Raw genomic sequence first — 24,497 nt, 5'->3', positions numbered from 1 at the left:
CCTATCCAGCTCCGGGTGCCGTCCTTGATCCTCTTCTTAATCGCGACACGGGGGAGTGAGAGGAGCCTGATGTCCACCGCCAACACCGCCCCAGCCGCCACCGTCACTTCGCGAACCGCCCTCTGGGGCCGGCTCGCGCTGGGTACGGCAGCCGGCGCCGTTCTGTTCACCGTTGCCTGGATCGTGCTCAGCTTCGTCAGCGACGGGTACACCATCGGCGGCGACCGCATCGCGCCCTATTCCAACCTCACCCAGCCCATCAGCGGGCTGGGCATGGGCGAGACCGCCCCGTACATGAACACCGCGTTCGTCCTCAGCGGGCTGCTGCTCGGGGCCGGCTTCCTCGGCTTCTTCCGGGCCTTCGGGGCAGGACACGCGATCGTACGGGTGCCGGCCGCGATCGGCCTCGGCCTCGTACCGATCGGCCTGGCGCTCATCGGACTGTTCGATCTCGAAGCGCCCGGGCCGCACTTCGCCGGCGTGGCGCTGGCCTTCCAGCTACCGGTCCTGACCTTCGTGGCCGTCGGCCTGTTCCTGCGCGACGTCTCCGCCCGGCGCCTGGCGAATCTGCTGCTCTACGTGGCCACGCCGATCACGCTGATCCTCATGGCGGTCTTCTTCGGCACCTTCGACGAGGCGACCACGGCCGACGGTGAAGGCGTCGCCGGCCTGACCCAGCGCCTGTGGCTCACCTGGGTCCTGGCCTGGTACGCCGTCCTCGGATGGGCCGCTCACCGCAGAACCGGCGGGTGAGAGCCCGTGCCGTGCCGAGCCGGCGAGGGCGGCGCTCACGGGCGTCGCCGGGAACCTCCTCGACCTCCTTCGCGTCCTACAAGTCATGTTGAAGATCGCTACTGTGGCCATCGCCGGGTCCGGCATCCTCATCTGTTCGTCCGCCTGTAGCGCCACAGCCGCCGTTTCCCAGGAAACCTGCACCTTCACCTGGTCCGATGTTCAGGACCGTGACATGCTCACCGCGGTCTCCGAGGCGAAGACGTTGGCGAAGGGCGAGAAGTGGGTCCCGGCCATGCGGGTGGTGAAGTCGGGCGTCGCGCAGGTCACCGGGGTGAAGCTGGACAAGCCGCATGCGGCGATCGCGTCGTTGCGCACGCGGGTCGGCCACGCGTTGGTGCCGATCGGCCGGACGTACCCGTCCGAGGTCTCTCGTGGTGAGACCTCCTTCGGCGGCGCGGGACGGTTCGTCCTCTATCAGGTGACGCCTCGCCTGGTGGACGCCGACTTCGTCGTGGAGTGCGATGGGAAGCGGCTCGGCTCGGGGCATGCCACTTCCTGGCAGGACGACGACATCAGGGGAACGGCGCAGTGCGGCGTCGAGACGCTGGACGACAGCCGCGTCGCCGACGAGGCGCTCCGGATGGCTTGCTAGACCCCCACGGGGCGGGCTGGAAGGCCCTCCCGCCCCGGGCTCGTGGCGGCGCCGCGGGCCCGGGGCTGGGATCAGCCCTTGATGGCGCCCACGATGACGCCCTTGGTGAAGTGGCGCTGGACCAGCGGGTACATGATGAGCGCGGGGATGACGGCGATCACCACGATGGCCATCTTGATCGCCAGGGTGGGGGGTGCGTCTCCGGTGACGCCGGCCGTGGCCGCCGGCAGGGGGTTGGAGTCCACCACGTACTGGCGGAGGATGAGGGCCAGGGGCCATTTGCGGGTGTCGTCCATGTACAGCATCGCGTTGAACCAGGCGTTCCAGTACCCGACCGCGTAGAACATCGCCACCACGGCCGTGACCGCCTTCGACATCGGCAGCACGATGCGGAACAGGATGCGGAACTCCCCGGCCCCGTCGATCCGGGCGCTGTCCAGGATCTCCTGCGGGATGTTCATGAAGAACGACCGCAGCACCACCACGTTGAACGCCGACACGGCCGTCGGCAGGATCAGCGACCAGTAGCTGTCCTTCAGCCCCAGCCCGCTGACCATCAGGTACACGGGGATGATCCCGGGGAAGAAGACGAACATCAGCAGCACGCTGAACAGCAGCGGCCGGTGCAGGAACGAGCCGGGCCGCGACAGCGAGTACGCCCCCAGGATGCTCACCCCGGCGCTGATCAGCGTGCCGACCACGGTGACGCCGGTGCTGACCATCACCGCCCGGCTGACCACCGTGTCGGAGAAGATCTGCCGGTACGCCTCGAACGTGATCCCGTCGGGCACCAGCACGAGCCCGCCGGCGCGGGTGACGGTGGCGGAGGAGCTCAGGCTGGTCAGCACGATCGTGTAGAGGGGCCCGAGCACGGCGACGAGGATCACGGCGAGCAGGGTGCCCTTGCCGAGCTGCCCGGCCGGTGAAGGACGCTCCTCCCACGGCGCCAGCCGCGAGGGTTTCCGCGAGGTCAGCGTGGTCATGATCTCGAATACACCCCTCGTTCGCCGAACGCGTGCGCCACCCGGTTGGCCGCGATGATGAGCAGCAGCCCCACGACGCCCTTGAACAGCCCGGCCGCCGCCCCGTACCCGAGGTCCCCGGTGCGGATGCCCGACCAGTACACGAACGTGTCGAAGACCTCGGACGCCTCGCTCCCGACGGCGCTGCGTTGCAGCATGAACTGTTCGAAGCCGACGTTCAGGGCGTCGCCGAGGCGCAGGATCAGCAGCAGCACGATCACGGGGCGCAGCCCGGGCAGCGTGATGTGCCACATGCGCCGCCACCTGCGGGCGCCGTCCACGGCGGCGGCCTCGTACAGGTTGGGGTCGATGGTGCTGAGGGCGGCCAGGAAGATGATCGCGCCCCAGCCGGCGTCCTTCCAGATGGTCTGGGAGGTGAGCAGCAGGATGAACGTGTCGGAGTTCGTCATCAGGTCGACGCCCTCGTAGCCGTTCTGCCGCAGGGTCTGCGCCAGCAGGCCGGCGCCGCCGAACATCTGCTGGAAGACGGCGATGACCAGCACCCAGGAGAAGAAGAACGGCATGTAGACCACGCCCTGCACGAACGCCCTCAGCCTGGCCGAGACGATGCTGTTGAGCAGCAGCGCCAGCATGATCGGCACGGGGAAGTAGAAGACGAGCTGGAAGGCGGTGATCGACAGGGTGTTGGTGATGGCGCGGATGAACTGCGGGTCCTGGAAGAGCAGCGCGAAGTTGGTGAAGCCGATGATCGGGCTGCCGAGGATGCCGTCGGTGTACGGGTTGTAGTCCTGGAAGGCGATGACGTTGCCGAGCGCCGGGACCCACCAGAAGGCCACGACGATCAGCAACATCGGCAGGTTCATCACCAGCAGGGGCCAGTCCCTGCGGAGCTTGGCCCGCCAGGTCAGGTCGGGGGGCTTGGTGCCGGTCGACGGGGGTGCGGTGCGTCCGGGGGAGCGCCGCCGGGTCGTCACGACGCCCACGGGAGGCCCCTCATCACGTTCATGAAGAGCTCCTCAAAGCCTGCCGTTCTCGCGCGCGACTTTCATGTAGAACTCGCGCGCCTCGTTGCCGCCCTGCTCCTGCCACTCCTTGAGGATCTTGGGCCACTCGGAGACCGGGCGCTTGCCGCGGAAGATCTCCTGCATCTTGTCCTCGGTGGGGGTGGTCAGGCTGGCCATCTTGGACGGCGTCTCCACGCGGATGCCCACGAACGGGTCGTTCTCCAGGATCTTGGACGCCTTGGTCTGCCAGTCCCACGAGGCCTGGACGAGACCTTCGTACTGGCTCATCGAGTTGGCGTTGGGCCGGCCCGACAGGAACAGGTAGGTGGGCGCGACCTCCTTACGGCCGAGCGCGGTCTGCTTGACCTTGCCGTCCTCGACCGTGTAGTGCTTGCCCTCGACGCCGTTGTAGCACAGCTCGTACTCCTGGGTGCCGAAGGGCGCGGAGGCCCAGTTCGACAGCGCGAGCAGCTCGCGGGTGCGGGCGTCGCCGAGGCCCTTCTTGATGAAGACGAACATGCTGGCGGGCTCGTTGCGCCACATGATGGGCGTGCCGCCGGCGTGCGCCGGGTACGGGTCGACGATCTGCATGTCGAACTTCGGGTTGTCGGCCTGGAAGCGGCCGAGGGCCTCGTGCCAGGCGCCGAGGCCGTCGCGGTAGACGACCATCTCGCCGCTGCCGAAGATGGCCTTGTTGTCGGCGTCCTTGTTGGCCACGATGTCCGGGTGCACGTAGCCGGCCTCGAAGAGCTTGGTGAGGAACTCGATGTGGGCGGCCCACTCCTCGGTCTCGTACTTGTAGACGAGCGTGCCGTCGCCCTTCTTGCGCCACTCGCGCGGCGCGCCGAAGGCCCGCTGGAGCTCCTGCTCCATGCCGCCGCCGAACGCCCAGCGCTTCTTCTTCTCGTCGGTGATGGCCTTGCCGAGCGCGACCAGGTCGTCGGCGCTCTTGGGGTGCTCCAGGCCGAGCTCCGTCATGATGTCCTGGCGGACGAAGGTCGCGAACGGGTACGGGTCGTTCTGCCAGGGGATGCCCTGGAGGATGCCGCCGAAGACGCCGTACTGCCAGGCGGCGGTGTCGTAGTTGGCCAGCAGCGGGAACTCCTTGGCCTTGTCCCCGGCCAGGTAGGGGGACAGGTCGGCGAAGAGCTTGTTGGCGGCCTCGGTGAAGTGGCCGATCTTGATCAGCTCCCACTGCGGAACCATGACCATCTCGGGCACGTCGCCGCTGGCCAGGACGGTGCTGAGCTTCTGCCCGTAGGTGTTGCCGTCGGAGATGTTGAAGCGGACGACGCCCCCGAGGCGCTTGTTGACCTCCTCGTAGTAGGAGTTGTCGCCGAGGCCGGGCGGCACCGTGCCCCACAGCGGCGTCATCGCGGTCACCTCCTTGCCGCTGGTGAGCGGCGGGGTGGTGACGGCCTGCACCATCTGCGCGGGGCGGGTCAGGAAGCCGGGCTGGACGAACTCGCTGCCGGCCAGGTCGGGCTTGAGCCCGGAGATCTCGAACGGGATCCTGTTGGGGACCAGGCTCTTGAGCTTGTCGGCCGCCACGGCCGTGCCCTTGGACACCTGTCTCTTCTCGGCGCAGCCCGCCACCAGAACGCTCGCACCGACCAGGCCGAGGAACCCGCGGCGAGTCGTGGACATGGGCATGGCTCGCTCCCTTCTCCGAGTGGGGATGGCCTACAGAAATTAGTTGGTATTCCGGCCAAACAAATTAGTAGACTGTGACGGCACCCACAAGTGAGCTCGGTGGTCACAGGTTGGTGAAGGGAGCCAGCGATGCGGCATGCTGGGGTCATCTCTTGGCGGGAACGGGGCTGATATTGATCACTTCTACGACCGGCCCTCAGCCGGCCGACTTCGCCGACGTACGGGCCACCAATCTCGCGGTCGTGCTGCGGTTCGTACGCGAGCACGCGCCCTGCTCGCGCGCCGACATCGCGGCCTCCACCGGGCTGAACAAGGCGACGGTCTCCAGCCTGGTCGCCGACCTCATCGACCGCCGGCTGGTCCGCGAGACCGGGCTCACGGAGAACCGCGTCGGCAGGCCGGCCACGATGCTCGTGCTCGACGGCTCCCCGTACGCCGCCATCGGCGTCGAGATCAACGTCGACACCGTGTCGGCGGTGGCCACCGACCTGGCGGGGGAGCGGCTGCTGACGTGGCGGCGCTCGTTCTCGGGGGGCGAGTCGGTCAGCCAGGGCGTGGCGGGCGTCGGCGCGATCATCAGGCGCGTGGTGAGCCGCATGGCCAAGGAGGAGCGCCAGGTGCTCGGCCTGGCCGTGGCCGTGCCGGGGCTGATCGACGTGCAGGGCACCGTGCGCATCGCGCCCAACCTCGGCTGGCGCGACGCCGACCTCGGCGGCGATCTGGCCAAGGCGCTGCGCGACCCGGGCTTCCCCATCCAGGTCGACAACGACGCCAACCTCGGCGCCCTGGCCGAGCAGCGCTTCGGCGCGCACGCGGGCGCGTCCGACCTGGTGTATCTCACCGGTGAGCTGGGCGTGGGGGCCGGCGTCATCCTCGACGGGCGGCTGCGGCGCGGCGGGCGCGGCTACAGCGGCGAGATCGGCCACGTCCAGCTCGACCCCGAGGGCCCCGTCTGCCGCTGCGGCCGGCGCGGCTGCCTGGAGGCCATGGCGGGCATCGGCGCCGTGCTGCGCAGGGACCCGTCGCCGGCGGAGATCCAGATCGAGATCGAGGAGGTCGTGCGCCTGGCGCGGGCCGGTGACGCCGGCACCCTCGGCACGCTCGCCGAGGTGGGCCGGAGCCTGGGCAGGGGCGTGTCGATCCTGGCGAACCTGCTCAACCCCGAGGTGGTGATCCTCGGCGGTTACTACGTGCCGCTGGCGCCGTGGCTGCTGCCGGGCGTGCACGAGGAGGTCGGCTCCCGCGTGATCGCCGCCGAGGCCGGAGGGCTGCAGGTCGTGGCCTCGACGCTGGGGTACGACGCCGCCGCGCTCGGGGGTGCGGCCAGGGTTCTCGACTCCGTCGATTCGGGAAAGTTGCCGGGGGGATTGTCGCGAATCCCTTGACCTTGGTCACGGGGACGTGCACCCTTCAGTCAACCCACCGAAATGTCCGCGTAACTTCCCCAGGCCGGTCGTCGAAGCGCTTCGACACTCTCAGAGGGATGATCATGCAACAACCCCCCTTCCGCGACCCATCGGCCCCGCTTCGAGACCGGATCGACGACCTGATGAGCAGGCTCACGCTCGAGGAGAAGGTGGGCCTGCTGCACCAGTACCAGGCGCCGGTCGAGCGGCTGGGGCTCGGCGCGTTCCGCACGGGCACCGAGGCGCTGCACGGCCTGGCCTGGCTCGGCCCGGCCACCGTCTTCCCGCAGGCCGTCGGGCTGGCCTCGACCTGGGACCGCGACCTGGTCCGCAGGGTCGGCGAGGCGACGGGCGACGAGGTGCTGGCCTTCCACCACAAGGACCCCGCCGGGGCGGGGCTCAACGTGTGGGCGCCCGTGGTGAACCCGCTGCGCGACCCGCGGTGGGGGCGCAACGAGGAGGGGTACTCCGAGGATCCGTGGCTGACCTCGGTCATGGCCACCGCCTACGCCTCTGGGCTTCGTGGGAGCGCTCCCGAAATCCTCAAGACGGCCCCGACCCTCAAGCACTTCCTGGCCTACAACAACGAGACCGACCGCTGCACCACCTCCAGCAACCTGCCGCCCAGGGTGCTGCACGAGTACGAGCTGCCGGCCTTCCGCGGGCCCATCGAGTCGGGCGCGGCGGTGGCCGTGATGCCGTCGTACAACCTGGTCAACGGCCGCCCCGCGCACCTCAGCCCGCTGATCGGGCGGGCGTTGCGCGCCTGGGCGCCGGACGACCTGCTGGTGGTCAGCGACGCCTACGCGCCCGGCAACCTCACCGCGCTGCAGGGCTACCACGACTCGCTGCCCGAGGCGTACGCGCACGCCGTCAGGGCGGGGCTCGACAGCTTCACCCAGGACGACGACCGCTCGCAGACCACGCTCGGGCACCTGCGGGACGCACTCGCCCAGGGCCTGCTGGCCGAGGAGGACGTCGACGCGGCCGTGCGGCACACGTTGTCGATCCGGTTCCGGCTGGGCGAGTTCGACCCGGCGACGCCGTACGACGACATCAACGACAACGTGGTCAACTGCCCCGAGCACCAGGCACTGGCCAGGGAGGCGGCGCGGCGCTCGTTCGTGCTGCTGGAGAACGACGGCCTGCTGCCGCTCGCGGACGTGACGCGGATCGCGGTGATCGGGCAGCTCGGCGACACGCTCATGGAGGACTGGTACAGCGGCACCCTCCCGTACGCCGTCACCGCCCGCGCGGGCCTGGAGGAGAGGTGCGCGACCACGTTCTGCGAGGCCGTGGACCGGGTGACGCTGACCGCCGACGCGGGGCCCGTCACGGCCGACCCCGCCGGCGGGCCGCTGCGCGCGGGCGCCGCGGAGCCGGGGCTGTTCGACCTGTTCGACTGGGGCGGCGGCGCGTACGCGCTGCGGGCCGTGACCACCGGCCGGTTCGTGTCGGCGGACGGGACGACGCTGGTCAACGACCAGCCGGGGCCGAACGGGTGGGAGGTGCGCCAGACGTTCCGCATGGAGGAGCGCCCGCGCGGCACGCTCGCGCTGCGCCACATCTCGACCGGCTGCTACGTCGGCGTGGCGGAGGACGGCGTGCTGCGCCTGGTGGACGACGCCGACCAGGCCGCCTGGCTGGCCATGGACGTGGTCAGGAGCGGCACCGACGAGGCCGCCCGCCTGGCCGCCGAGGCCGACGTGGCGGTCGTGGTGGTCGGCGACCACCCCCTCGTCAACGGCCGCGAGACCGAGGACCGCATGACGCTGGCCCTGGCCTCCGCCCAGGACGCCGTGGTGCGCGCCGTGCGCAAGGCGAACCCGCGCACCGTCATGGTCATCACCAGTGGCTACCCGCTCACCTGGACCGAGGGCGAGCTGCCCGCCGTGCTCTGGTCGGCGCACGGCGGCCAGGAGTACGGCCACGCCCTGGCGGAGGTGCTGTTCGGCGACGCCGACCCCGAGGGCCGCCTCACCCAGACGTGGTACCGCTCCGAGCAGGAGCTGCCCGACCTGCTCGACTACGACATCATCGCCTCCGACGCCACCTACCAGTACTTCCGCGGCGTGCCCCTGCACCCCTTCGGCCACGGCCTCAGCTACACCACGTTCGACTACGCCGGCCTGCGCGTCCGCCTGGCGGGCGACGTGCTGGAGGCCGACGTCACGGTGACGAACACGGGCTCGCGGCCCGGCGTCGAGGTCGTCCAGTTCTACACCCACCAGCAGCGCTCGCGGGTCAAGCAGCCGCTGCGCCGCCTGCGCGGGTTCGAGAAGGTGCGCCTGGAACCGGGCGAGAGCCGGGCCGTCGAGCTCCGCCTGCCGGTCGCGGACCTGGCGTTCTGGGACGTCACCAGGGGCCGGTTCGTCGTGGAGCGCGCGCCGCACCGGCTCATGGTCGGCCGCAGCGCCACCGACCTGCGGCTGAGCGCCTGCTTCGAGGTCGAGGGCGAGGTCGTCCCGCCGCAGTCGGGGCTGCTGCGCGCGGCCGACCACGACGAGTACGACGCGATCACGTTCGTGGACGAGACCAGGCAGGACGGCGACGCGGTGCGCTCCGACGCCGAGGGCGCCTGGATCCTGTTCCGCCAGGTGGACCTGACCGGCACGACGACGTGCGTGGCCACGGCGGGCAGCACCGAGGGCGGCATGATCACCATCCGGCTCGGCGACCCTCTCTACGGCAGGCCGGTGGCCGCGTTCCCGGTGCCGAGGACCGAGAGGTACGACTATCACGCCGTCACGGCATCGCTCTCGGGCGTGGACGGGGTGCACGATCTCTTCGTGGTCTTCGAGAACGAGGGTGTGACCCTGACGGCCGCCGACTTCGGAGCCGGGGCTTGAGCGGGCGCACGGTCACGATCGCCCAGGTCGCCAAGCACGCGGGCGTGGCCGTGAGCACGGTCTCGTACGTGCTCAGCGGCAAGCGGACGATCTCCGCCGACACCAGGCGGCGCGTGCTCGACAGCATCAGCGCGCTCGGCTACCACCCCAACGCCGGCGCCCGCGCCCTGGCCAGCAAGCGCTCGAACGTGATCGCGCTGGTGCTGCCGCTGCGCGCGGGCATGCACGTGCCGGTGCTGATGCGCTTCGCCAGCGCGGTCGTCACGGCCGCCCGCCGCTTCGACCACGACGTGCTGCTGCTGACCGCGGACGAGGGCACCGAGGGCATCCGCCGGGTGGCCGCGAGCGCGCTGGTGGACGCGCTGGTGCTGATGGACGTGGAGCTGGACGACCGCCGGGTGCCCCTGCTGCGCGAGCTGCCCGAGCCCAGCGTGCTCATCGGCTTCCCCGCCGAGCCGGCCGGGCTGACCTGCGTGGACCTCGACTTCGCCGCCGCCGGCGCGCGCTGCGTGGCGCACCTGGCCGAACGGGGGCACGAGGAGATCGCGCTGCTCGGGGCCCCCTCGGTGGTGTACGACCGGGGCACCGGCTTCGCCACCCGCACCCGGGAGGGTTTCGTGGAGTCGCTGGACGACCACGGGCTCAAGGGGGTCGCGCTGCCCTGCGAGGAGACGTTCGACGAGGTGTACGAGACCGTGCGCGACCTGCTGCTCGACCGTCCGGGGCTGTCCGGTCTGGTGGTGCACAACGAGGCCGCGGTGAGCCACGTGCTGGCCGCGCTGCGCCAGCTCGGCCGCCGGGTGCCGGACGACGTGGCCGTGGTGGCGATCTGCCCCGACGACGTGGCCGAGCGGGCCGGCCCGCCGCTCACGTCCGTGCTGATCCCGGCCGAGGAGGTGGGCAGGGAGGCGGTCCGGCTGGTGATGGAGAAGCTGGAGGGCCGTACGGTGCCCGACTCCACCCTCCTGACGCCTCTTCTGGCCGTCCGCGCCAGCACCTGAGCCAAACTCCCCGGCGCCTCAAGATTGCGGCTCGTGATCGACCGGTGCCTCTATGTATGTCAAATCTGTCGGATTTTTAGCTCTATGTGGTTCCCTGTCCTTTTTTCACGGGCACGCTCGCTGAGGTAAGGGGGGAACCACATGACATCTGTGCAGCCGGCGGCAGCAGCCGGGCAAATGGGCGGGCGAGGCGGCCCCACGGGTCTGGCCGACGTGATCGACTCGATCCTGGACAAGGGCCTCGTGATCGACGCCTACGTCCGGGTGTCGCTCGTCGGGATCGAGATCCTGACCATCGACGCCCGCGTCGTCGTGGCCAGCGTCGACACCTACCTGCGTTTCGCCGAGGCCGCCAACAGGCTCGACATGTCCAAGAGCGAGAAGGGCCTGCCCGACGTCATCAAGGACGCGAAGGGCGTCCCCAGCCAGGACGCCACCAAAGAGGTCATCCAGGGCGTGGTGGAGACCGCGGGCGACACGCTGCAGGAGCTCACGCAGAAGCAGCGTGACCCCGCGGCCGAGGCGGAGAGCGCCGCGGAGGAGCCGGAGATGACCGTGGAGCGCGAGTCAGGGCCGCCCAAGCGGAAGATCCGGCCGAAGCGAGAGGAAGGGTGAGCATGGGACGCTCGACGAAGGTCTCCGGAGCCTCCGTGCCCAAGCAGGGCACGCGCAAGACCCAGAACCTGGGCTGCTACGTCTACGGCATCGTGCCCGCCGACACCCGGCTGGACTCCGGCCAGCGGGGGCTGGGCGACCCGGCGGGCAAGGTCAAGCTCGTCGAGCACGGCGAGATCGCGGCCGTCGTGAGCGACGTCAACGTGGAGGAGCCCCTGGGCCGGCCCGGTGACTTCCTGGCCCACGAAGGCGTGCTCGACACCGTGGTGGCGAGGGGGCCGGTGCTCCCGTTCCGGTTCGGCGCGGTGCTCACCAACGCGGACGCCGTGGTGCAGGAGCTGCTGGAGCCGCACCACGACGACTTCCTCTCCGCCCTCGGCGAGCTCAGGGGCATGGCCGAGTACGTCGTCAAGGGCCGCTACGCCGAGCAGGCCGTGCTCACCGAGATCCTCGCCGAGAGCCCGGAGGCGCAGAGCCTGCGCGAGGCACTCAGGGGCCGGTCGGAGGACGCCACGAGGAACGAGCGCATCAGGCTCGGCGAGATCATCACGGCCTCGGTCGAGGCCAAGCGCGACATGGACACCCGCATGCTGCTCGACGGCCTGTCCGGGCACTACGCCCAGGCGTCGCTGCGGGAGCCGACCCACGAGTGGGACGCCGTGCACGTGGCCCTGCTCGCCAAGGTGGATGACCAGAAGGGCCTGGAACGGGCGTTGCAGGAGTTCGGCGAGCGCTGGACGGGCCGCGTGGACCTGCGGTTGCTCGGCCCGATGGCGCCGTACGACTTCGTCATCGCCCAGGCGTAGGAGGTGAACAGCCATGGGCCTGGTGAGCAGCATCTTCACCTGGCCGCTGGCGCCGGTGCGCACTCTGATGCGGCTGGGCGAGCTGATCCAGGAGCAGATCGACCGAGAGCTGCGAAACCCCGCCGCCGTACGGAGGCGGCTGGAGGAGATCGAGGCGGCCAGGCAGGCCGGGACGATCTCCGAAGAGGAAGAACGCGAAGCGGTCGAAAGCATTCTGCGTCAGGCGACAGGGAGGTGAGCATGGCCACCAGGGAAGAGACCGTCACGGAGGAGCTGAACGCCGTGACGGCCGGCGGGGTCGGTCTGCGGCACATCGCCGACCTCACCGCGAAAGAGGTCGAGGGCATCACGTCGGTGCAACCGGCCGAAGAAGGCTGGCTGGTCAACGTCGAGATCGTCGAGGACCGGCGCATCCCCTCATCCGGCGACATCCTCGCCATTTACCAGGCTCAGATCGATGAGGAGGGAAGATTGCTGTCCTATAGGAGGCTACGGCGATACAAGCGGGCGAACGCCGATTCGGGCGAGGCGTTGTGAGATGGACAGAATCTCACCGTCCGGACCGGTGGTCCGGCCCTCGTACGGCGCGGGGCCCGCGAACCGGGAGCCCGCCAACCTCGGCGACATCCTGGAGCGCGTGCTCGACCGCGGCGTGGTGATCGCCGGAGACATCCGGGTGAACCTGCTGGACATCGAGCTGCTCACGATCAAGCTACGGCTCCTGATCGCCTCCGTCGACACAGCCAGGGAACTGGGCATCGACTGGTGGGAGCACGACCCCTACCTGTCGGGGCGGGACCGGGAGCTGGTGGCGGAGAACCGCCGCCTGCGCCGCCGCCTGGCCGCCGTCGAGGGCAGGGACGACGCCGATGTCTGAGCTGACCTACCTGTACGCGGTCGCGCGCGAGCCGCTGCCCTGCCCTCCCGGCGTGGCCGGCGCCGCCGTGCGGACCGTCGCCGGCGCCGGGTTGGTGGCGTACGTGAGCTCGGTGCCGCTGGAGCAGTTCGGCGAGGAGCCGCTGCGGCGTTCGCTGGAGGATCTGGACTGGCTGGCGGAGACGGCCCGCGCGCACCACCGCGTCGTGGACTCCGTGGCGGCGGCCACGACGACGGCGCCGGTCAGGCTCGTCACGGTGTACGGCGACGACGACCAGGTGGTGGAGCTGCTGGAGCGGCGCTCGGCCGCCTTCACCGAGGTGCTCGCGCACGTCACGGGTCGGCGCGAGTGGGGCGTCAAGGCGTACGCGAGCCCGCGCGAGGAGCCGGTGAACGCGGAGGAGACGCGCGGCGGCGGCCGGGCGTGCGAGGGCGACCGGCAGGCCGGGCGGCCGGGGACCGCGTACCTGCAGCGCCGCAGGGCCACCCTGCGCGGGCGGGAGCAGGCCCGCAGGCAGGCGCTGCAGCGTGCCGACCACATTCACCGGGAGCTGGCCGCGCTCGCCGCCGCCGGGCACCGGCACCGCGCCCAGGACCCGCGCCTGTCGGGCCGCGACGACGTGATGTTGCTGAACGGCGCGTACCTGGTGGACGAGGGCCGGGCCGAGGAGTTCGCCGTGCGGGCGGGGGAGCTCGGCGGCGACGGGGTGGAGATCAGGGTGACCGGCCCCTGGGCGCCGTACTCGTTCACGGTCATGGAGCCGGCATGAGACGCGACGTGGTGGCCTGCGAGGAGCTGCCGCCCGAGCGCGTGGCCCTCGTGGACCTCCTGGACCGGCTGCTGGCAGGCGGCGTCGTGGTGACCGGCGACCTGGTGTTGTCGATCGCCGACATCGACCTGGTGCACATCTCGCTGCGCACGCTGCTCGTGTCGGCCGACGAGCTCGAAGGGAGCCTGTAGATGGACACGCCGCGCTGGCGCGTCGCCGCCGATCCCGACACGGTCGAGCGTGACCTGAGCCGTCTCGTGCTCACGCTCGTCGAGCTGGTGCGTCAGCTCGTGGAGCGCCAGTGCGTACGCCGGATGGAGCAGGGCAACCTGACGGACGAGCAGATCGAGGTGCTCGGCGTCACCCTGATGCGGCTGGAGGGGGCGATGGCCGACCTGTGCGAGCGCTTCGACGTCGCCCCCGAGGATCTCAACCTCGACCTCGGCCCGCTGGGGACGCTGCTGCCCACGCAGTGACGCCCACGGGCACGCCCGCGTCCACGGCGTCGATGACGGGCGCGGCCGACTCCGGGCCCGGCGTGCCGTACAGCTCGATGAGCTGCAGCCCGCCGGCCAGCTTGCCGGCCACCTCGGCCGCCGACGCCTCGTCGGGCACCGCCACGAGCGTCGTGCTACCCGCGTCCCTGTCGCGCACGACCCGGTCCACCTCCGGATCGGCCCCTTCGTGCACGATGAGGAACGCCTCCGACAGCGTCTCCCCGGCCTCGAAGCGCTGCTTGTACGACGCCACGCCCGGCAGCGACTCGAACCCGTAGTAGATCGCGCCGACCGCCGCCTGCCCGCCCGCGGCCTGCCTCGCCCGCGCGTGCCACACCGCGCCGAACCCGCCGCACAGCTCGATGCGATCGACCCCTTCGCCGACCAGCTCCGTCACCAGGCGCACCATCTGGGCCGGCTCGGCCACGGCACGCACCCGGGTGCGCCCGTGGTGGTTCGCCACTGCCAGGACGTCGGCCAGGGGATCCGCCCCGGCCTCCTCGTAAATGATCACTCTGTTCTTCGTCATGCCACCAGACTGCTACCTCGACCTTACTTGAGGTCAAGGGTGCGGCGAGAACTCGAAATCCACGTCCGGGTGAAAGAGGGTGAAGGACAGAAGAACGGAGCTCTGTGCAGGCCGGCCGGATGCCGGACGCGGTGGGCCGGCAGGGTGTCGGCATCGCCTGCTACGCCTCCGCCGGGCCGGCCTCGGGGGTCGTGGACCGGCCCGGCGTCACTCCCTGAGGGCGCGTTCCGGCGTCACGCGCCGGTCATCTCGGCGGTGATGGCCCAGCGCTCGTGGTCCCGCCAGGCGCCGTCGATGAACTGGAAGTTCGGCGAGTACCCTTCGCGCAGGAAGCCGACGCGCTTGATCAGGCTGAGCGAGGGGGTGTTGTCGGGCTGGATGTTGGCCTCCAGGCGGTGCAGCCCCATCTCGCCGAACGCGTGCTCGACCAGCAGCCCCAGGCCCTCCGTCATGTAGCCGCGGCCGGTGGTGGAGGCGTAGGCGGAGTAGCCGATCATCGCGCTCTGGTGGGTGCCCCGGATGATGTTGTTGACGTTGACCCGGCCCACGATCGCGCCGGTGTCGCGCAGGCAGATGAGGAAGCCTTCGTTCAGCGGGCCGTCGAACCTGGACATGTACCGCTCGAAGTCCGCGTACGTGACGATGGGCCCGCCGGGCATCCACCGGGCGAGCAGTTGCGCGCTCTCCTCGTGCAGAGCCGCGAGCTCCTCGAAGTCGCGCAGGCTGATGTAACGGATGGCCACCCGGGGCCCCTCGGCGAGATGGATCACACCGCACATTCTGCTGGCCCGGCGTGGCAGGCGCGCTTCTCATTGACTAGAAGAGCCTCTAATGAAAGAGTCTAATTACATCCAATATTGCCGCAGAGAAGAGGAAGCTCCGTGACGCTCCCCGCCTTACTGACGACGCTGGCGCTGCTCAGCCCCCAGGCCGCCGTGACCGAGCCCGAGTTCGCGGGCACCTGTACGGTCGTCGGCCAGGAACTCCGTTACACCGCCGAGCCCGGCGTGGCCAACGAACTCACCCTCACCAGGGCCAAGTACAACCTCCACCTCCATGACGGCGCCGGCCCGATCAAGGGGTGCACCCCGGACGCCGAGCCGGGCGACGTCATGTCGTTCGCCGTGCTCAAGCGCGTCAAGATCTCCGTCGGCGACGGGGACGACCGCGTCGACATGAAGGCCCCCGACCTGGTCGTCATCCAGGGCGGCGACGGCGACGACGTGCTGCGCGCCGGCACCAACGAGGACCTGCTGATCGGCGGCGACGGCGACGACGACCTGCGCGGCGGCGACGGCAAGGACGAGCTCAACGGCGGCAAGGGCGACGACGAGCTCAACGGGGGCAAGGGGAACGACGAGCTCAACGGCGGCAAGGGCGAGGACGGCCTCGAAGGCGGCCCGGACACCGACACCTGTGACGGCGGCCCCGGCCCCGACACCCTGGAGAACTGCGAGTAGAGGCGGATCAGCGGACGGCGCGCGGCCTCGGGGGATGGCGTGCAGCACGAGCCTTGGGCCCGCAGCCACCGCGCAGACCCCGACGTCGCACGACGCGCGCGCGGCCTGCTTCCGGCAGCATGAGAGGCATGCTCATCGTCATCGGCGGTCTTCCCGGCACGGGCAAGACGACGCTGTCCCGCCTCCTGGCCAGGCGCCTGGCCGGCGCGGTCCACGTCCGCATCGACACCATCGAACAGGCGATCGTCCGTTCCGGCCTGGCCCGCCAGCCCCTCGGCCCGGCCGGATACGCCGTCGGCTACGCCCTCACCGAGGACCACCTCCGCCAGGGCCTCACGGTGATCGCGGAGTCCGTGAACCCGCTGTCGATCACCCGCGACGCCTGGCGCGAGGTGGGAGTCCGGGCCGGGGTGCCGGTCGCCGAGGTGGAGGTGATCTGCTCCGCCCCTGACGAGCACCGGCGCCGCGTGACCACCCGCAGCACCGACATTCCGGGCCATCGGCTGCCGGAGTGGGAGGAGGTGGTGGAGCGCGAGTACGAGCCGTGGGAGCGCGACCACATCACCGTGGACACCGCGGGTCAGGCGCCGGAGGAGTCGCTCGCGACGCTGGTGGCGCAGTTGGAGTAGCCCGCCGGGCAGGGGCGGCTCGGCTCACGGGTAGGTCTTGAAGATCACCTGGTAGGGATCGACGCAGGTCCGGTCCGGGACGGCGTTCAGGTCCGTCCAGCAGACCTTGGCTTCGAGCTTGGAGACGTCCTCGTGCTGGAAGGTGAATTTCACCCGCTGTCGCGGCACGCAGCTGCGGTAGCGCTTGCCCGTCTCCTTGGGCGTGGCCTGCTCGTAGTCGTAGTAGGTGATGCGGAAGACCACCCAGGTGCAGCGGTCGTCACGATCTCCGACGTCGATGATGCCCCCGAGCAGGGAGAGCGTGCCGGTGGGCCGGATGCGGTCGGGGTCCAGGCCCGTGAGGCTGTAGGCGCCGTAAGCGGGGAAATATCTCTTGCCACCCGCGATCGGCTTGTCGACGATCCACTTCTCGTTCACCACGTCGGCGTGCGCCGGCGATGCGGTGAGCAGGGTGAGTGCGGCCAGCAGGGCGCCGGTGAGGGTTTTTCTCATGTGGTCTCCGTCTCGGGTTCATGGGTCGGCGTTCAGTTGCGGTCGAGGGTCTGGACGGTGATCAGGCAGGCGAACGCCGCGAGCGCGAGCACCGTCCGGACGAGGTGCAGGCTCAGCCACCGCCGTCGGGTCTCGTGCCAGTCGGCGGGCAGGAGGTCGGGATCCCAGGTGTCCACCACCCGGTTGAGGGGCTCCATGCCCGCCAGGGTGAGGACCACGGTGAGAATCACCAGGAGCAGGGCGGCGGCGCTGACGCCGAGGACGAACCAGCCGCGCCGCCACGACAGGGCGGTCACGACGATCAGCGCCGCGATGCCGGCCAGCAGCAGCGGCGGCATGGCCCGGCCGTAGTCGGCGTTGAGCGCCTGCCAGTACCGGACGTACGCGGGCCCCGGCAGGCGGGTCACGGACGGGGCGAGCACCACGAAGGCGACGCCGCCCGCGTACAGGCCGACCAGCAGTAGCGCGAGCATTCTGGACGCGGCAAGCACCGAAGTCACCGCACCTTCCTTCCACGAGAAGGATCTACTAGAAGCGAACTCTTTCATTAGATACGCTTCTAGTCAATCCAGGTCTGGAATCATGGTGCGCGATGACTGAGCAGAAGAAGCGCCGTTCCTACTCCAGCGCCCTGCGGCAGGAGCAGGCCGAGGCCACGCGGCAGAAGATCGCGGCCGCGGCGCGCGAGCTGATGATCAGGAAGGGCTACGCCGACACGACCATGGCCGAGGTCGCCCGCGAGGCGGGCGTGGCGCTCCAGACGCTGTACACGTCCTCGCCCGGCGGCAAGCCCGCCCTCGCCAAGCTCGTCTACGACATCACGCTGGCCGGCGACGCCCGGCCCCTGCCGCAGGCCGGCCGCCCCGAGGTCCAGGCGATCATCGACGAGCCCGATCCCGCGCGCAAGCTGGCCCGGTACGCCGCCATGGCCACCGGGATCCTCCGGCGCGTCCAGCCCGTGCACCGCGTCCTGCGCGCGGCCGCCGCCGCCTCCCCGGCCGACGCGGGGCTCCAGGAGGTCCTGGCGGACATCGAACGCGAGAGGCTGAAGGGCGGCCACGGGCCCGCCCATCACCTGCACGCGCTCGGCGTCCTGCGGCCTGGCCTCACGCCGGCCAGGGCGGCCGAGGAGATCTACGTCCTCACCTCGACGGAGAACTTCGAGAAGCTGATCGAGGTCTGCGAGTGGAGCGAGGCCGAGTACGAGGAATGGCTCGCCGGGATCCTGGCGGCCACCCTCCTCCAGAGGTGACGTCGCACGCCTATCATCACGGTGTGCGTACTCTTCATCACACCCTGCCACGACTCCGGGTGGCCGTGGCCGCCGTCTTCGTCGCCGGTGCCGTCGTCGTGGCCGCCGGCTCCCCGGCCGCGGCCAACTGTGTCCCCAGGTCCGACTACGAGGAGCACCCCGCGTCGGGGCAGGGCGGAGGGGGTCTCCATCCCGAGGGGTACGTCGATCACGCCGGGTACAAGTGCGTCGACGGTGCGTGGGTGCATGAAGCCACGGCCGAGGTCGACAAGGACCTGGGAGGAAGCTTCCAGGGCTGAGCGGGAGCGCCCCAAGGCCCCATCGGACGGCCGCGGGCCGGGTTACGCAGCTCGGCCGTGCGCCCCGGCCTTGCCTTCGAACAGCAAGAAGCCTCAGATCACGAATCGGATCTGAGGCTTCTGCCTGGCCTATCGCGTGGCTGTTACCAGTCGCCGCCGCCGAAGTCTCCGCCGCCGAAGTCGCCGCCGCCGCCGAAGTCTCCCCAGCCGCCGCCGCTGTCTCCGCCGCCGAAGTCGCCGCCCATGCCGCCGCCCGCGTCGGAGTAGCCCTCGGCGTAGCCGGCGCCGTAGCCGCCGTAGCCGAAGCCGCCGCTGAGCATGCTGCCCATCATGGTGCCGATGAACATGCCGGTCATGATGTCGCCGAAGCCGCCGTAGTAGCCGTACGCGTACGGCTGGTAGGCGGGGCCCGCGTCGTAGTACGGCCTGCGCTGGCCGTCGACCATGACCTCGCGCATCTGCGGGTCGAAGCCGCGCTCCACGGCCTCCGCGTCCATCCGGCAGGCGGGCACGTCGCGCACCGCGCCGCCGGGCGGGGCCCAGCGCACGTCGCGCACGGACGGGCCGTGCTGCGGGTTGAAGAAGCAGGGGGCCCGGCGGTCGGGCACCGGCTCGTTGTTGACCTTGGCCTTCACCACGGCCAGCGCGTAGCGGCCGTCCTCCAGGGTCTGGGTGACCTCGCGGACCTGGTCGGGCCGCTGGACGGTGTCGAGCTGGGTCTTGGCCTTCTCGTAGGAGTCGAGCGCCGTCTGCCACTCGTCGATGTGCCCGCCGCCCTGGCCGGCCAGCGTGACGTCGGTGTCGAGGGCGGTGATCTCCTCGCCGAGCTTGGTGACGTCCTCCTCGACGGTCTGCTTGACCGCGGCGAGGTCCTTGGCCTCCTGGATGGCCCGCTTCTTCTTCTTGTTGCTGGAGTAGAGGAAGTAGCCGCCACCGCCGACCAGGAGCAGCGCGCCCAGGCCGACCAGGGCGGCGGTGCCGCCGGCACCCGGGTTGGCCTGGCTGCCGGAGGACAGGGCCGAACGGTCGCCCTTGGCGGCCATGTCCACACGGTTGGCGAAGTCCTTCATGCCGGCCACGACGTCACCCGAGTTGGCGTTGACCGAGAGGTCGGACAGCTGGGCTGCCAGACCCTGCCGCTTCAGGGCGCTCGAGGCGGCGAACATCGTCTGGCCGTCGAGCACGACGATCGTCGCGCTGGGGCGGCCGGCGGCGCTCAGCGCCGTGTTCAGCTGGGACAGGTAGGGCCCAACGGTGGTGCCGTCCACAGTGCCGTCAGGCAGCGCAACGGCGTAGATCTTGGTGGTGGCGCCCTTGAGCGCGTCATTGATCTCGCTCTGCTGGCCGGACGACAACGAGGAGCCGGACGCCGCGTAGAGCGGGTCCTTCTTCCAGTTGGACACCACGGAGTTCGCGTCCGGAGGGGCCGCCGCGTTGGCGGCAGGGGACAGCGCAAGAACGACGATCAGACCGGCGATCAGAGCCGCGAACGCGGCCCCTGCTCGGCGCAGCGAATGGGTCATTGGCAGCAAGCCTCCTTCGCCCTTGAGGACGAATGGGCGGTCGGCAAAGTTCCTCACTGGGCACGCTACCCGTCCGGGGACATGCAGGCGCACATCGTGGCCGAAGAGCTGGGCACCGGTTGTGCGCGGGCCGGGAGATTCACAGTCAAGGGGCCGTCACGCCGGGCGCACGCCCCCTGGCGTGCCGTCACCCAGGCGTGCACGCCCCCTCGCCCGCCGCCCCTTGCGCAGCGCACCCCCCCCTCGCCCGCCGTCCCTTGCGCAGCACGCGCCCTCACGCCCCGTCGCCGGGCGCGTACCCCTCAGGTGTTCTTGATCTCGCAGATCGTGGCGCCGGCCGTGACCGTCTGGCCGATCGCCGCCGCCAGGCCCGTGACGGTGCCCGACTTGTGCGCCGCCAGCGGCTGCTCCATCTTCATGGCCTCCAGTACGACGACCGTGTCCCCTTCGTTCACCACGTCGCCGTCGGACGCCACGATCTTCACGATCGTCCCCTGCATCGGGCTGACCAGCGCGTCGCCGCCCGCGGCCGACCCCTTCCTGGCCTTGCTCCCCGCCCGCCGCGGAGTCTTGGCGACGGTGGCGGGCGCGGACGAGGCGCCCAGGCCGGCGGGCAGGACGACCTCCAGCCGCTTGCCGCCGACCTCGACCGTCACCGTCTCCCGCCCGGCGTCCCCGCCGGAGGAGGCCACCTCGCCGTCGTACGGCGCCACGGGGTTGTCCCACTCCGTCTCGATCCACCGCGTGTGGACCGAGAACGGCGCCGACGTGAACGCCGGATCGGCGACGACCGCCCGGTGGAACGGCAGCACGGTCGGCATCCCGGTGATCTCGAACTCGGCCAGCGCCCGCCGCGCCCGCTCCAGCGCCTCCTGCCTGGTCCGCCCGGTCACGATCAGCTTGGCCACCAGCGAGTCGAACGTCCCGGGCACCGTCATGCCGGCCTCGTAGCCGGAGTCGAGGCGCACCCCGGGCCCGGAGGGCGCGCGCATGGTGGTCAGCGTGCCGGGGGCGGGCAGGAAGTTGCGGCCGGCGTCCTCGGCGTTGATCCGGAACTCGATCGAGTGGCCGCGCAGGGCCGGGTCGTCGTAGCCGAGCAGCTCGCCGTCGGCGATCCTGAACATCTCGCGCACCAGGTCGATGCCCGACACCTCCTCGGTGACGGGGTGCTCGACCTGCAGCCGGGTGTTGACCTCCAGGAAGGAGATGGTGCCGTCCTGCCCGACGAGGAACTCGCAGGTGCCGGCCCCGGTGTAGCCGGCCTCCTTGAGGATGGCCTTGGAGCTGGAGTAGAGGATCTCCACCTGCTCGGGGGTCAGGAACGGCGCCGGCGCCTCCTCCACCAGCTTCTGGTGGCGGCGCTGGAGGGAGCAGTCGCGGGAGCTGACCACGACGACGTTGCCCGCCCGGTCGGCCAGGCACTGGGTCTCGACGTGGCGGGGCCGGTCGAGGTAGCGCTCGACGAAGCACTCGCCGCGCCCGAAGGAGACGACCGCCTCGCGTACGGCCGACTCGTACAGCTCGGCGACCTCCTCGATGCGGCGCGCCACCTTGATGCCGCGCCCGCCGCCGCCGTACGCGGCCTTGATCGCGATCGGCAGCCCGTGCTCCTCGGCGAACGCCACCACCTCCGACACGTCGGCCACCGGGTCCTTGGTGCCCGCGACCAGCGGCGCGCCGACCTTCTGGGCGATGTGCCTGGCCTGCACCTTGTCGCCGAGCGCGGCGATGGCGGCGGGCGGCGGGCCGATCCAGGTCAGGCCGGCGTCGATGACGGCCTGGGCGAACTCGGCGTTCTCGGCCAGGAAGCCGTAGCCGGGGTGCACGGCGTCCGCGCCGGAGCGGCGCGCGACGTCGAGCAGCTTGCCGATGTCGAGGTAGGTCTCGGCCGGGCTCTGGCCGCCCAGCGCGTACGCCTCGTCGGCGACCTTGACGTGCAGGGCGTCGAGGTCCTGGTCGGCGTAGACCGCGACGCTGCCGATCCCGGAGTCCGCACAAGCCCGGGCCACACGTACGGCGATCTCGCCGCGGTTGGCGATCAGAACCTTCCGCACCTGCGTTGTCCTTCCTCCTAGGGTCAGCGGCCCAGGTACGCGCCGCCGTTCACGTGAAGCACCTGCCCCGTGACGTGCCGGGCACCGGGGGAGGCCAAGAAGAGCACGGTATCGGCCACGTCGGCGGGGCTGCCAGGACGGCCGTTGCGGGTGTTCTCCACCCGCGCCCTGATGCCTTCGTCGGTCAGCCGGCCCCTGAAGAACTCGGTGTCGAGGACGAGGCCGGGGGAGACGACGTTCGCGGTGATGCCGCGAGGGCCGAGCTCGGCGGCCAGGTCGGCGGTCCAGGACTCCATGGCGGCCTTGGCGGCGCCGTACGAGCCGGAGCCGGTGCCCCTGGCGGCGATCGAGCCGATCGAGACGATCCGGCCGCCTTCGGCCATGCGCGGCGCGAGCGCGGTCGTGACGAGCACGGCGGACATGAGGTTGGCGTTGAGGTTGGCCCACCAGGCCTCGGCCACGTCGGTCAGCTCGTGCGGCTGCCTGCGGCCCAGGTTGGTGTTGCCGCCGGCGTTGTTGACCAGGATGTCCACCCGCTCGGGCAGGTGGGCCAGCGCGGCCTGCACCTCGGCGGGGCTGGAGGCGTCGAACGGCAGGAACCGCGCCCCGATGTCGCCGGCGGCCTTGCCGAGCACGTCCTCGCGGCGGCCGGTGATGGTGACCTGGTCGCCGAGCGAGGCGAAGGCGGCGGCGACGGCGTACCCGATGCCGGTGCCGCCCCCGGTGACCACGACCTCGCGCATGAGCCCCCCACGCGATCCGAACATTCCTCGGGTAGACCATAGCCGCTCGGCATAACGGCGGCGATGTCCGGGAGTGCTTCCTTAGGGTGATGGCGCTTTGACAGGCGCCAGGAGGTATGCATGAGCCACAGCATGGTCGGCGGAAATCTGCAGGAAATGCAGCAGATGTCCAACCAGTTCACCCAGCAGGCCGAGGCGGTACGCGCCACGATGACCGCTCTCGACCGCGAGGCCGCCAAGGTCGGCACCGCGTGGACGGGGCAGGGCGCGCAGCGCTTCCAGCAGTCGTGGCAGAACTACCGGACGGCGTTCCAGCGGATGGCCGAGGAGCTGGGTGAGGCTTCGCGGGTCATCACGACGTACCGCCAGAACATCGACACCGCCACGCAGTGAGCAACGGGAGAGGCCCTGGCGGGAAGGCTGCTGGGGCTTCTTCCCGTTGAGGGGTCCGCTCGATCCCTCACGCGGGCGGGATACGCTCTTTCGTCATGATTGGTCGCGTTCTCCTGGCCAGTGCGCTCGCCCTGCAGTTCGCAACCGCACCCGCGCAGGCGGCGCCCGAGCGGTGCGAGCCCGAGCGGGCCAGCCCGTCCGTGGCGGAGAGCTGGGCCCAGAAGCGGCTGGACGTCAAGCGCGTCTGGCCCCTGACGATGGGCCAGGGCGTGACGGTCGCCGTCATCGACAGCGGCGTGGACGAGACGCACCCCCAGATCCGCCTGGCGGGCAAGGCCGACCTGACCAACACCAGCTTGCGCGACTGCGTCGGCCACGGCACCGCGGTGGCCGGCATCATCGCCGGTCAGCCCCGCGCCGACCTGCCCTTCTACGGCGTCGCCCCGGCCGTCAGGCTGCTGTCGATCAAGCAGACGACCACCTCGCTGGGTGACGTCTCGCTGCTCGCGAAGGCCATCAGGACGGCCGCGGACGAGAACGCCGACGTGATCAACGTCTCCATCGAGGCGCACGACCAGCCGGAGCTCAAGTCCGCCGTCGAGTACGCCCTGGGCCGCGACATCGTGATCGTGGCCGCGGCGGGCAACGTGAAGAACGACGACGGCTCCAGCGGCCCTGCCTACCCGGCGGCCTACGACGGTGTGCTGTCGGTGGGCTCGGCGACCCCGAACGGTGGGCGCTCGACGTTCTCCAACCCGAACGCCGTCGCGGTGCTCGGCCCCGGCGAGAGCCTCAGCTCCACGTGGACGGGCAGGGGCTACCGGGCCAAGCTGGAGGGCACGAGCTACGCGGCGCCGTACGTGGCGGGCGTGGCCGCGCTCGTCCGTTCCCGCCACCCCCAGCTCGACCAGCTCCGGGTACGCCGGCGCATCGCGCTGACCGCGGACGGCGCCTCCGGCGCGGGCACGGGCGCGGGCATGGTCAACCCGCTGCTGGCGGTCACCGCGGTCCTGCCGTCGGAGCAGGTGGCGGTGGCCCCGCCGGTGCCGGAGCCGCTGCCCGCCTCGGCGGTGCACAAGGTGACGCCGCCCGACCAGCGCTCCGTCGAGGTGGCCACCGCGGTCGCCGCGGGAGGGCTGTCGCTGGCCGGAGTGGCGATCGTGGCGTGGATCTTCCTGCCGATGGGACGGCGGCGCGGCTGGCGGGCGGGCTCGCCGGGCGGCTCCAGTGCCAATTGACGGTTAACAGTCAGAGCGCGTAACCGAAACCCCTGATG

The 24,497-nt window shown here is 70.8% G+C and carries 29 protein-coding genes; 19 read left to right on the top strand and 10 right to left on the bottom strand.

The window, feature by feature from the left end:
* Positions 1–69 precede the first annotated feature (69 nt).
* Together HD597_RS44655 and HD597_RS44650 are read left to right on the top strand one after the other, a co-directional pair.
* Entirely contained in the window at positions 70–753 is a 684-nt protein-coding gene (locus tag HD597_RS44655; protein ID WP_253752163.1) for a DUF998 domain-containing protein, read from the top strand.
* Positions 754–838: 85 nt separating this feature from the next.
* On the top strand, positions 839–1,387 hold the full coding sequence (locus tag HD597_RS44650; RefSeq protein ID WP_253752160.1) for a hypothetical protein: 549 nt from the start codon (positions 839–841) through the stop codon (positions 1,385–1,387).
* A 71-nt stretch (positions 1,388–1,458) separates the two neighbouring features.
* Here the strand turns inward: HD597_RS44650 and HD597_RS44645 are convergent, their stop codons facing one another.
* The 3 genes from HD597_RS44645 to HD597_RS44635 are packed head-to-tail and all read right to left on the bottom strand — an operon-like array spanning position 1,459 to position 5,021.
* On the bottom strand, positions 1,459–2,370 hold the full coding sequence (locus HD597_RS44645; protein ID WP_253752157.1) for a carbohydrate ABC transporter permease: 912 nt from the start codon (positions 2,368–2,370) through the stop codon (positions 1,459–1,461).
* Complete coding sequence (locus tag HD597_RS44640) at positions 2,367–3,353, bottom strand: ABC transporter permease (RefSeq protein ID WP_253752154.1); 987 nt, start codon at positions 3,351–3,353, stop codon at positions 2,367–2,369. Before HD597_RS44640 ends, HD597_RS44645 begins: the two co-directional genes overlap by 4 nt.
* 33 nt (positions 3,354–3,386) lie before the next feature.
* Positions 3,387–5,021, bottom strand: a complete 1,635-nt coding sequence (locus HD597_RS44635; protein ID WP_253752140.1) for an extracellular solute-binding protein — start codon at positions 5,019–5,021, stop codon at positions 3,387–3,389.
* A 179-nt stretch (positions 5,022–5,200) separates the two neighbouring features.
* On the opposite strand from HD597_RS44635, the gene HD597_RS44630 reads away from it, so the two are divergent.
* From HD597_RS44630 to HD597_RS44580, 11 genes are all read left to right on the top strand, one after another.
* Positions 5,201–6,412: an ROK family transcriptional regulator gene (locus HD597_RS44630; RefSeq protein WP_253752137.1), complete on the top strand. Its 1,212-nt coding sequence runs from the start codon at positions 5,201–5,203 to the stop codon at positions 6,410–6,412.
* Positions 6,413–6,510: 98 nt separating this feature from the next.
* On the top strand, positions 6,511–9,282 hold the full coding sequence (locus HD597_RS44625) for a glycoside hydrolase family 3 protein (protein ID WP_253752134.1): 2,772 nt from the start codon (positions 6,511–6,513) through the stop codon (positions 9,280–9,282).
* Positions 9,279–10,283: a LacI family DNA-binding transcriptional regulator gene (locus HD597_RS44620; RefSeq protein WP_253752131.1), complete on the top strand. Its 1,005-nt coding sequence runs from the start codon at positions 9,279–9,281 to the stop codon at positions 10,281–10,283. Before HD597_RS44625 ends, HD597_RS44620 begins: the two co-directional genes overlap by 4 nt.
* 141 nt (positions 10,284–10,424) lie before the next feature.
* Entirely contained in the window at positions 10,425–10,898 is a 474-nt protein-coding gene (gene gvpJ / locus HD597_RS44615) for a gas vesicle protein GvpJ (RefSeq protein WP_253752128.1), read from the top strand.
* Positions 10,899–10,900: 2 nt separating this feature from the next.
* Positions 10,901–11,704 carry a GvpL/GvpF family gas vesicle protein gene (locus HD597_RS44610; protein ID WP_253752125.1) on the top strand — a complete coding sequence of 268 codons (804 nt, stop codon included), beginning with the start codon at positions 10,901–10,903 and terminating at the stop codon, positions 11,702–11,704.
* A gap of 13 nt (positions 11,705–11,717) precedes the next feature.
* The gene (locus HD597_RS44605) at positions 11,718–11,942 is read left to right on the top strand and encodes a gas vesicle protein GvpG (protein WP_253752123.1); all 225 of its coding nucleotides are present in this window, start codon (positions 11,718–11,720) and stop codon (positions 11,940–11,942) included.
* 2 nt (positions 11,943–11,944) lie between these two features.
* A complete protein-coding gene (gvpO, locus tag HD597_RS44600; protein WP_253752120.1) occupies positions 11,945–12,241 on the top strand; it encodes a gas vesicle protein GvpO in 297 nt (98 codons plus the stop codon).
* A gap of 1 nt (position 12,242) precedes the next feature.
* Positions 12,243–12,581 (top strand): gas vesicle protein, encoded by a 339-nt coding sequence (locus HD597_RS44595; protein ID WP_253752117.1) that lies wholly within the window; start codon positions 12,243–12,245, stop codon positions 12,579–12,581.
* A complete protein-coding gene (locus HD597_RS44590) occupies positions 12,574–13,350 on the top strand; it encodes a GvpL/GvpF family gas vesicle protein (RefSeq protein WP_253752114.1) in 777 nt (258 codons plus the stop codon). The genes HD597_RS44595 and HD597_RS44590 overlap by 8 nt, the downstream gene beginning before the upstream one ends.
* Entirely contained in the window at positions 13,347–13,541 is a 195-nt protein-coding gene (locus HD597_RS44585; protein WP_253752110.1) for a gas vesicle protein, read from the top strand. Before HD597_RS44590 ends, HD597_RS44585 begins: the two co-directional genes overlap by 4 nt.
* A complete protein-coding gene (locus tag HD597_RS44580; RefSeq protein WP_253752107.1) occupies positions 13,542–13,826 on the top strand; it encodes a gas vesicle protein K in 285 nt (94 codons plus the stop codon).
* Here HD597_RS44580 and HD597_RS44575 read toward each other — a convergent pair.
* Positions 13,780–14,376, bottom strand: coding sequence for a DUF6506 family protein (locus tag HD597_RS44575; RefSeq protein WP_253752104.1), 597 nt, complete (start codon positions 14,374–14,376; stop codon positions 13,780–13,782). The genes HD597_RS44580 and HD597_RS44575 overlap by 47 nt on opposite strands.
* Positions 14,377–14,609: 233 nt before the next feature.
* The gene (locus HD597_RS44570; protein WP_253752101.1) at positions 14,610–15,146 is read right to left on the bottom strand and encodes a GNAT family N-acetyltransferase; all 537 of its coding nucleotides are present in this window, start codon (positions 15,144–15,146) and stop codon (positions 14,610–14,612) included.
* 111 nt (positions 15,147–15,257) lie between these two features.
* Here HD597_RS44570 and HD597_RS66200 point away from each other — a divergent pair, with 111 nt between their 5' ends.
* Both HD597_RS66200 and HD597_RS44555 read left to right on the top strand, forming a co-directional pair.
* Positions 15,258–15,836, top strand: a complete 579-nt coding sequence (locus tag HD597_RS66200) for a calcium-binding protein (RefSeq protein WP_308210821.1) — start codon at positions 15,258–15,260, stop codon at positions 15,834–15,836.
* 128 nt (positions 15,837–15,964) lie between these two features.
* Positions 15,965–16,465 carry a P-loop nucleotide/nucleoside kinase family protein gene (locus tag HD597_RS44555; RefSeq protein ID WP_253752099.1) on the top strand — a complete coding sequence of 167 codons (501 nt, stop codon included), beginning with the start codon at positions 15,965–15,967 and terminating at the stop codon, positions 16,463–16,465.
* 24 nt (positions 16,466–16,489) lie between these two features.
* Here the strand turns inward: HD597_RS44555 and HD597_RS44550 are convergent, their stop codons facing one another.
* Both HD597_RS44550 and HD597_RS44545 read right to left on the bottom strand, forming a co-directional pair.
* Positions 16,490–16,957 (bottom strand): hypothetical protein, encoded by a 468-nt coding sequence (locus HD597_RS44550; protein ID WP_253752096.1) that lies wholly within the window; start codon positions 16,955–16,957, stop codon positions 16,490–16,492.
* 32 nt (positions 16,958–16,989) lie between these two features.
* Positions 16,990–17,457: an anthrone oxygenase family protein gene (locus HD597_RS44545; protein WP_253752093.1), complete on the bottom strand. Its 468-nt coding sequence runs from the start codon at positions 17,455–17,457 to the stop codon at positions 16,990–16,992.
* A 92-nt stretch (positions 17,458–17,549) separates the two neighbouring features.
* Between HD597_RS44545 and HD597_RS44540 the strand changes: the two genes are divergently transcribed.
* Complete coding sequence (locus HD597_RS44540; protein WP_253752090.1) at positions 17,550–18,209, top strand: TetR/AcrR family transcriptional regulator; 660 nt, start codon at positions 17,550–17,552, stop codon at positions 18,207–18,209.
* A 23-nt stretch (positions 18,210–18,232) separates the two neighbouring features.
* Positions 18,233–18,508, top strand: coding sequence for a hypothetical protein (locus tag HD597_RS44535; RefSeq protein ID WP_253752087.1), 276 nt, complete (start codon positions 18,233–18,235; stop codon positions 18,506–18,508).
* 143 nt (positions 18,509–18,651) lie between these two features.
* Here HD597_RS44535 and HD597_RS44530 read toward each other — a convergent pair whose 3' ends face one another.
* The 3 genes from HD597_RS44530 to HD597_RS44520 all read right to left on the bottom strand — a co-directional run bounded on the left by HD597_RS44530 (position 18,652) and on the right by HD597_RS44520 (position 22,828).
* Positions 18,652–20,031, bottom strand: a complete 1,380-nt coding sequence (locus HD597_RS44530; RefSeq protein ID WP_253752084.1) for a hypothetical protein — start codon at positions 20,029–20,031, stop codon at positions 18,652–18,654.
* Between the two features lie 302 nt (positions 20,032–20,333).
* Positions 20,334–22,085 carry an acetyl-CoA carboxylase biotin carboxylase subunit gene (locus tag HD597_RS44525; RefSeq protein WP_253752081.1) on the bottom strand — a complete coding sequence of 584 codons (1,752 nt, stop codon included), beginning with the start codon at positions 22,083–22,085 and terminating at the stop codon, positions 20,334–20,336.
* Positions 22,086–22,108: 23 nt separating this feature from the next.
* Positions 22,109–22,828 carry an SDR family NAD(P)-dependent oxidoreductase gene (locus tag HD597_RS44520; RefSeq protein ID WP_253752078.1) on the bottom strand — a complete coding sequence of 240 codons (720 nt, stop codon included), beginning with the start codon at positions 22,826–22,828 and terminating at the stop codon, positions 22,109–22,111.
* Positions 22,829–22,948: 120 nt separating this feature from the next.
* Between HD597_RS44520 and HD597_RS44515 the strand changes: the two genes are divergently transcribed.
* Together HD597_RS44515 and HD597_RS44510 are read left to right on the top strand one after the other, a co-directional pair.
* Entirely contained in the window at positions 22,949–23,221 is a 273-nt protein-coding gene (locus tag HD597_RS44515) for a WXG100 family type VII secretion target (protein WP_168013589.1), read from the top strand.
* Between the two features lie 95 nt (positions 23,222–23,316).
* A complete protein-coding gene (locus HD597_RS44510) occupies positions 23,317–24,459 on the top strand; it encodes a S8 family serine peptidase (protein ID WP_253752075.1) in 1,143 nt (380 codons plus the stop codon).
* The last annotated feature ends 38 nt before the right edge of the window (positions 24,460–24,497 follow it).

This window comes from Nonomuraea thailandensis, assembly GCF_024172165.1.
GTDB lineage: Bacteria > Actinomycetota > Actinomycetes > Streptosporangiales > Streptosporangiaceae > Nonomuraea > Nonomuraea thailandensis.
The sequence above is the reverse complement of the archived record's forward strand: the minus strand, read 5'-3'. Positions and strand labels throughout refer to the sequence as shown.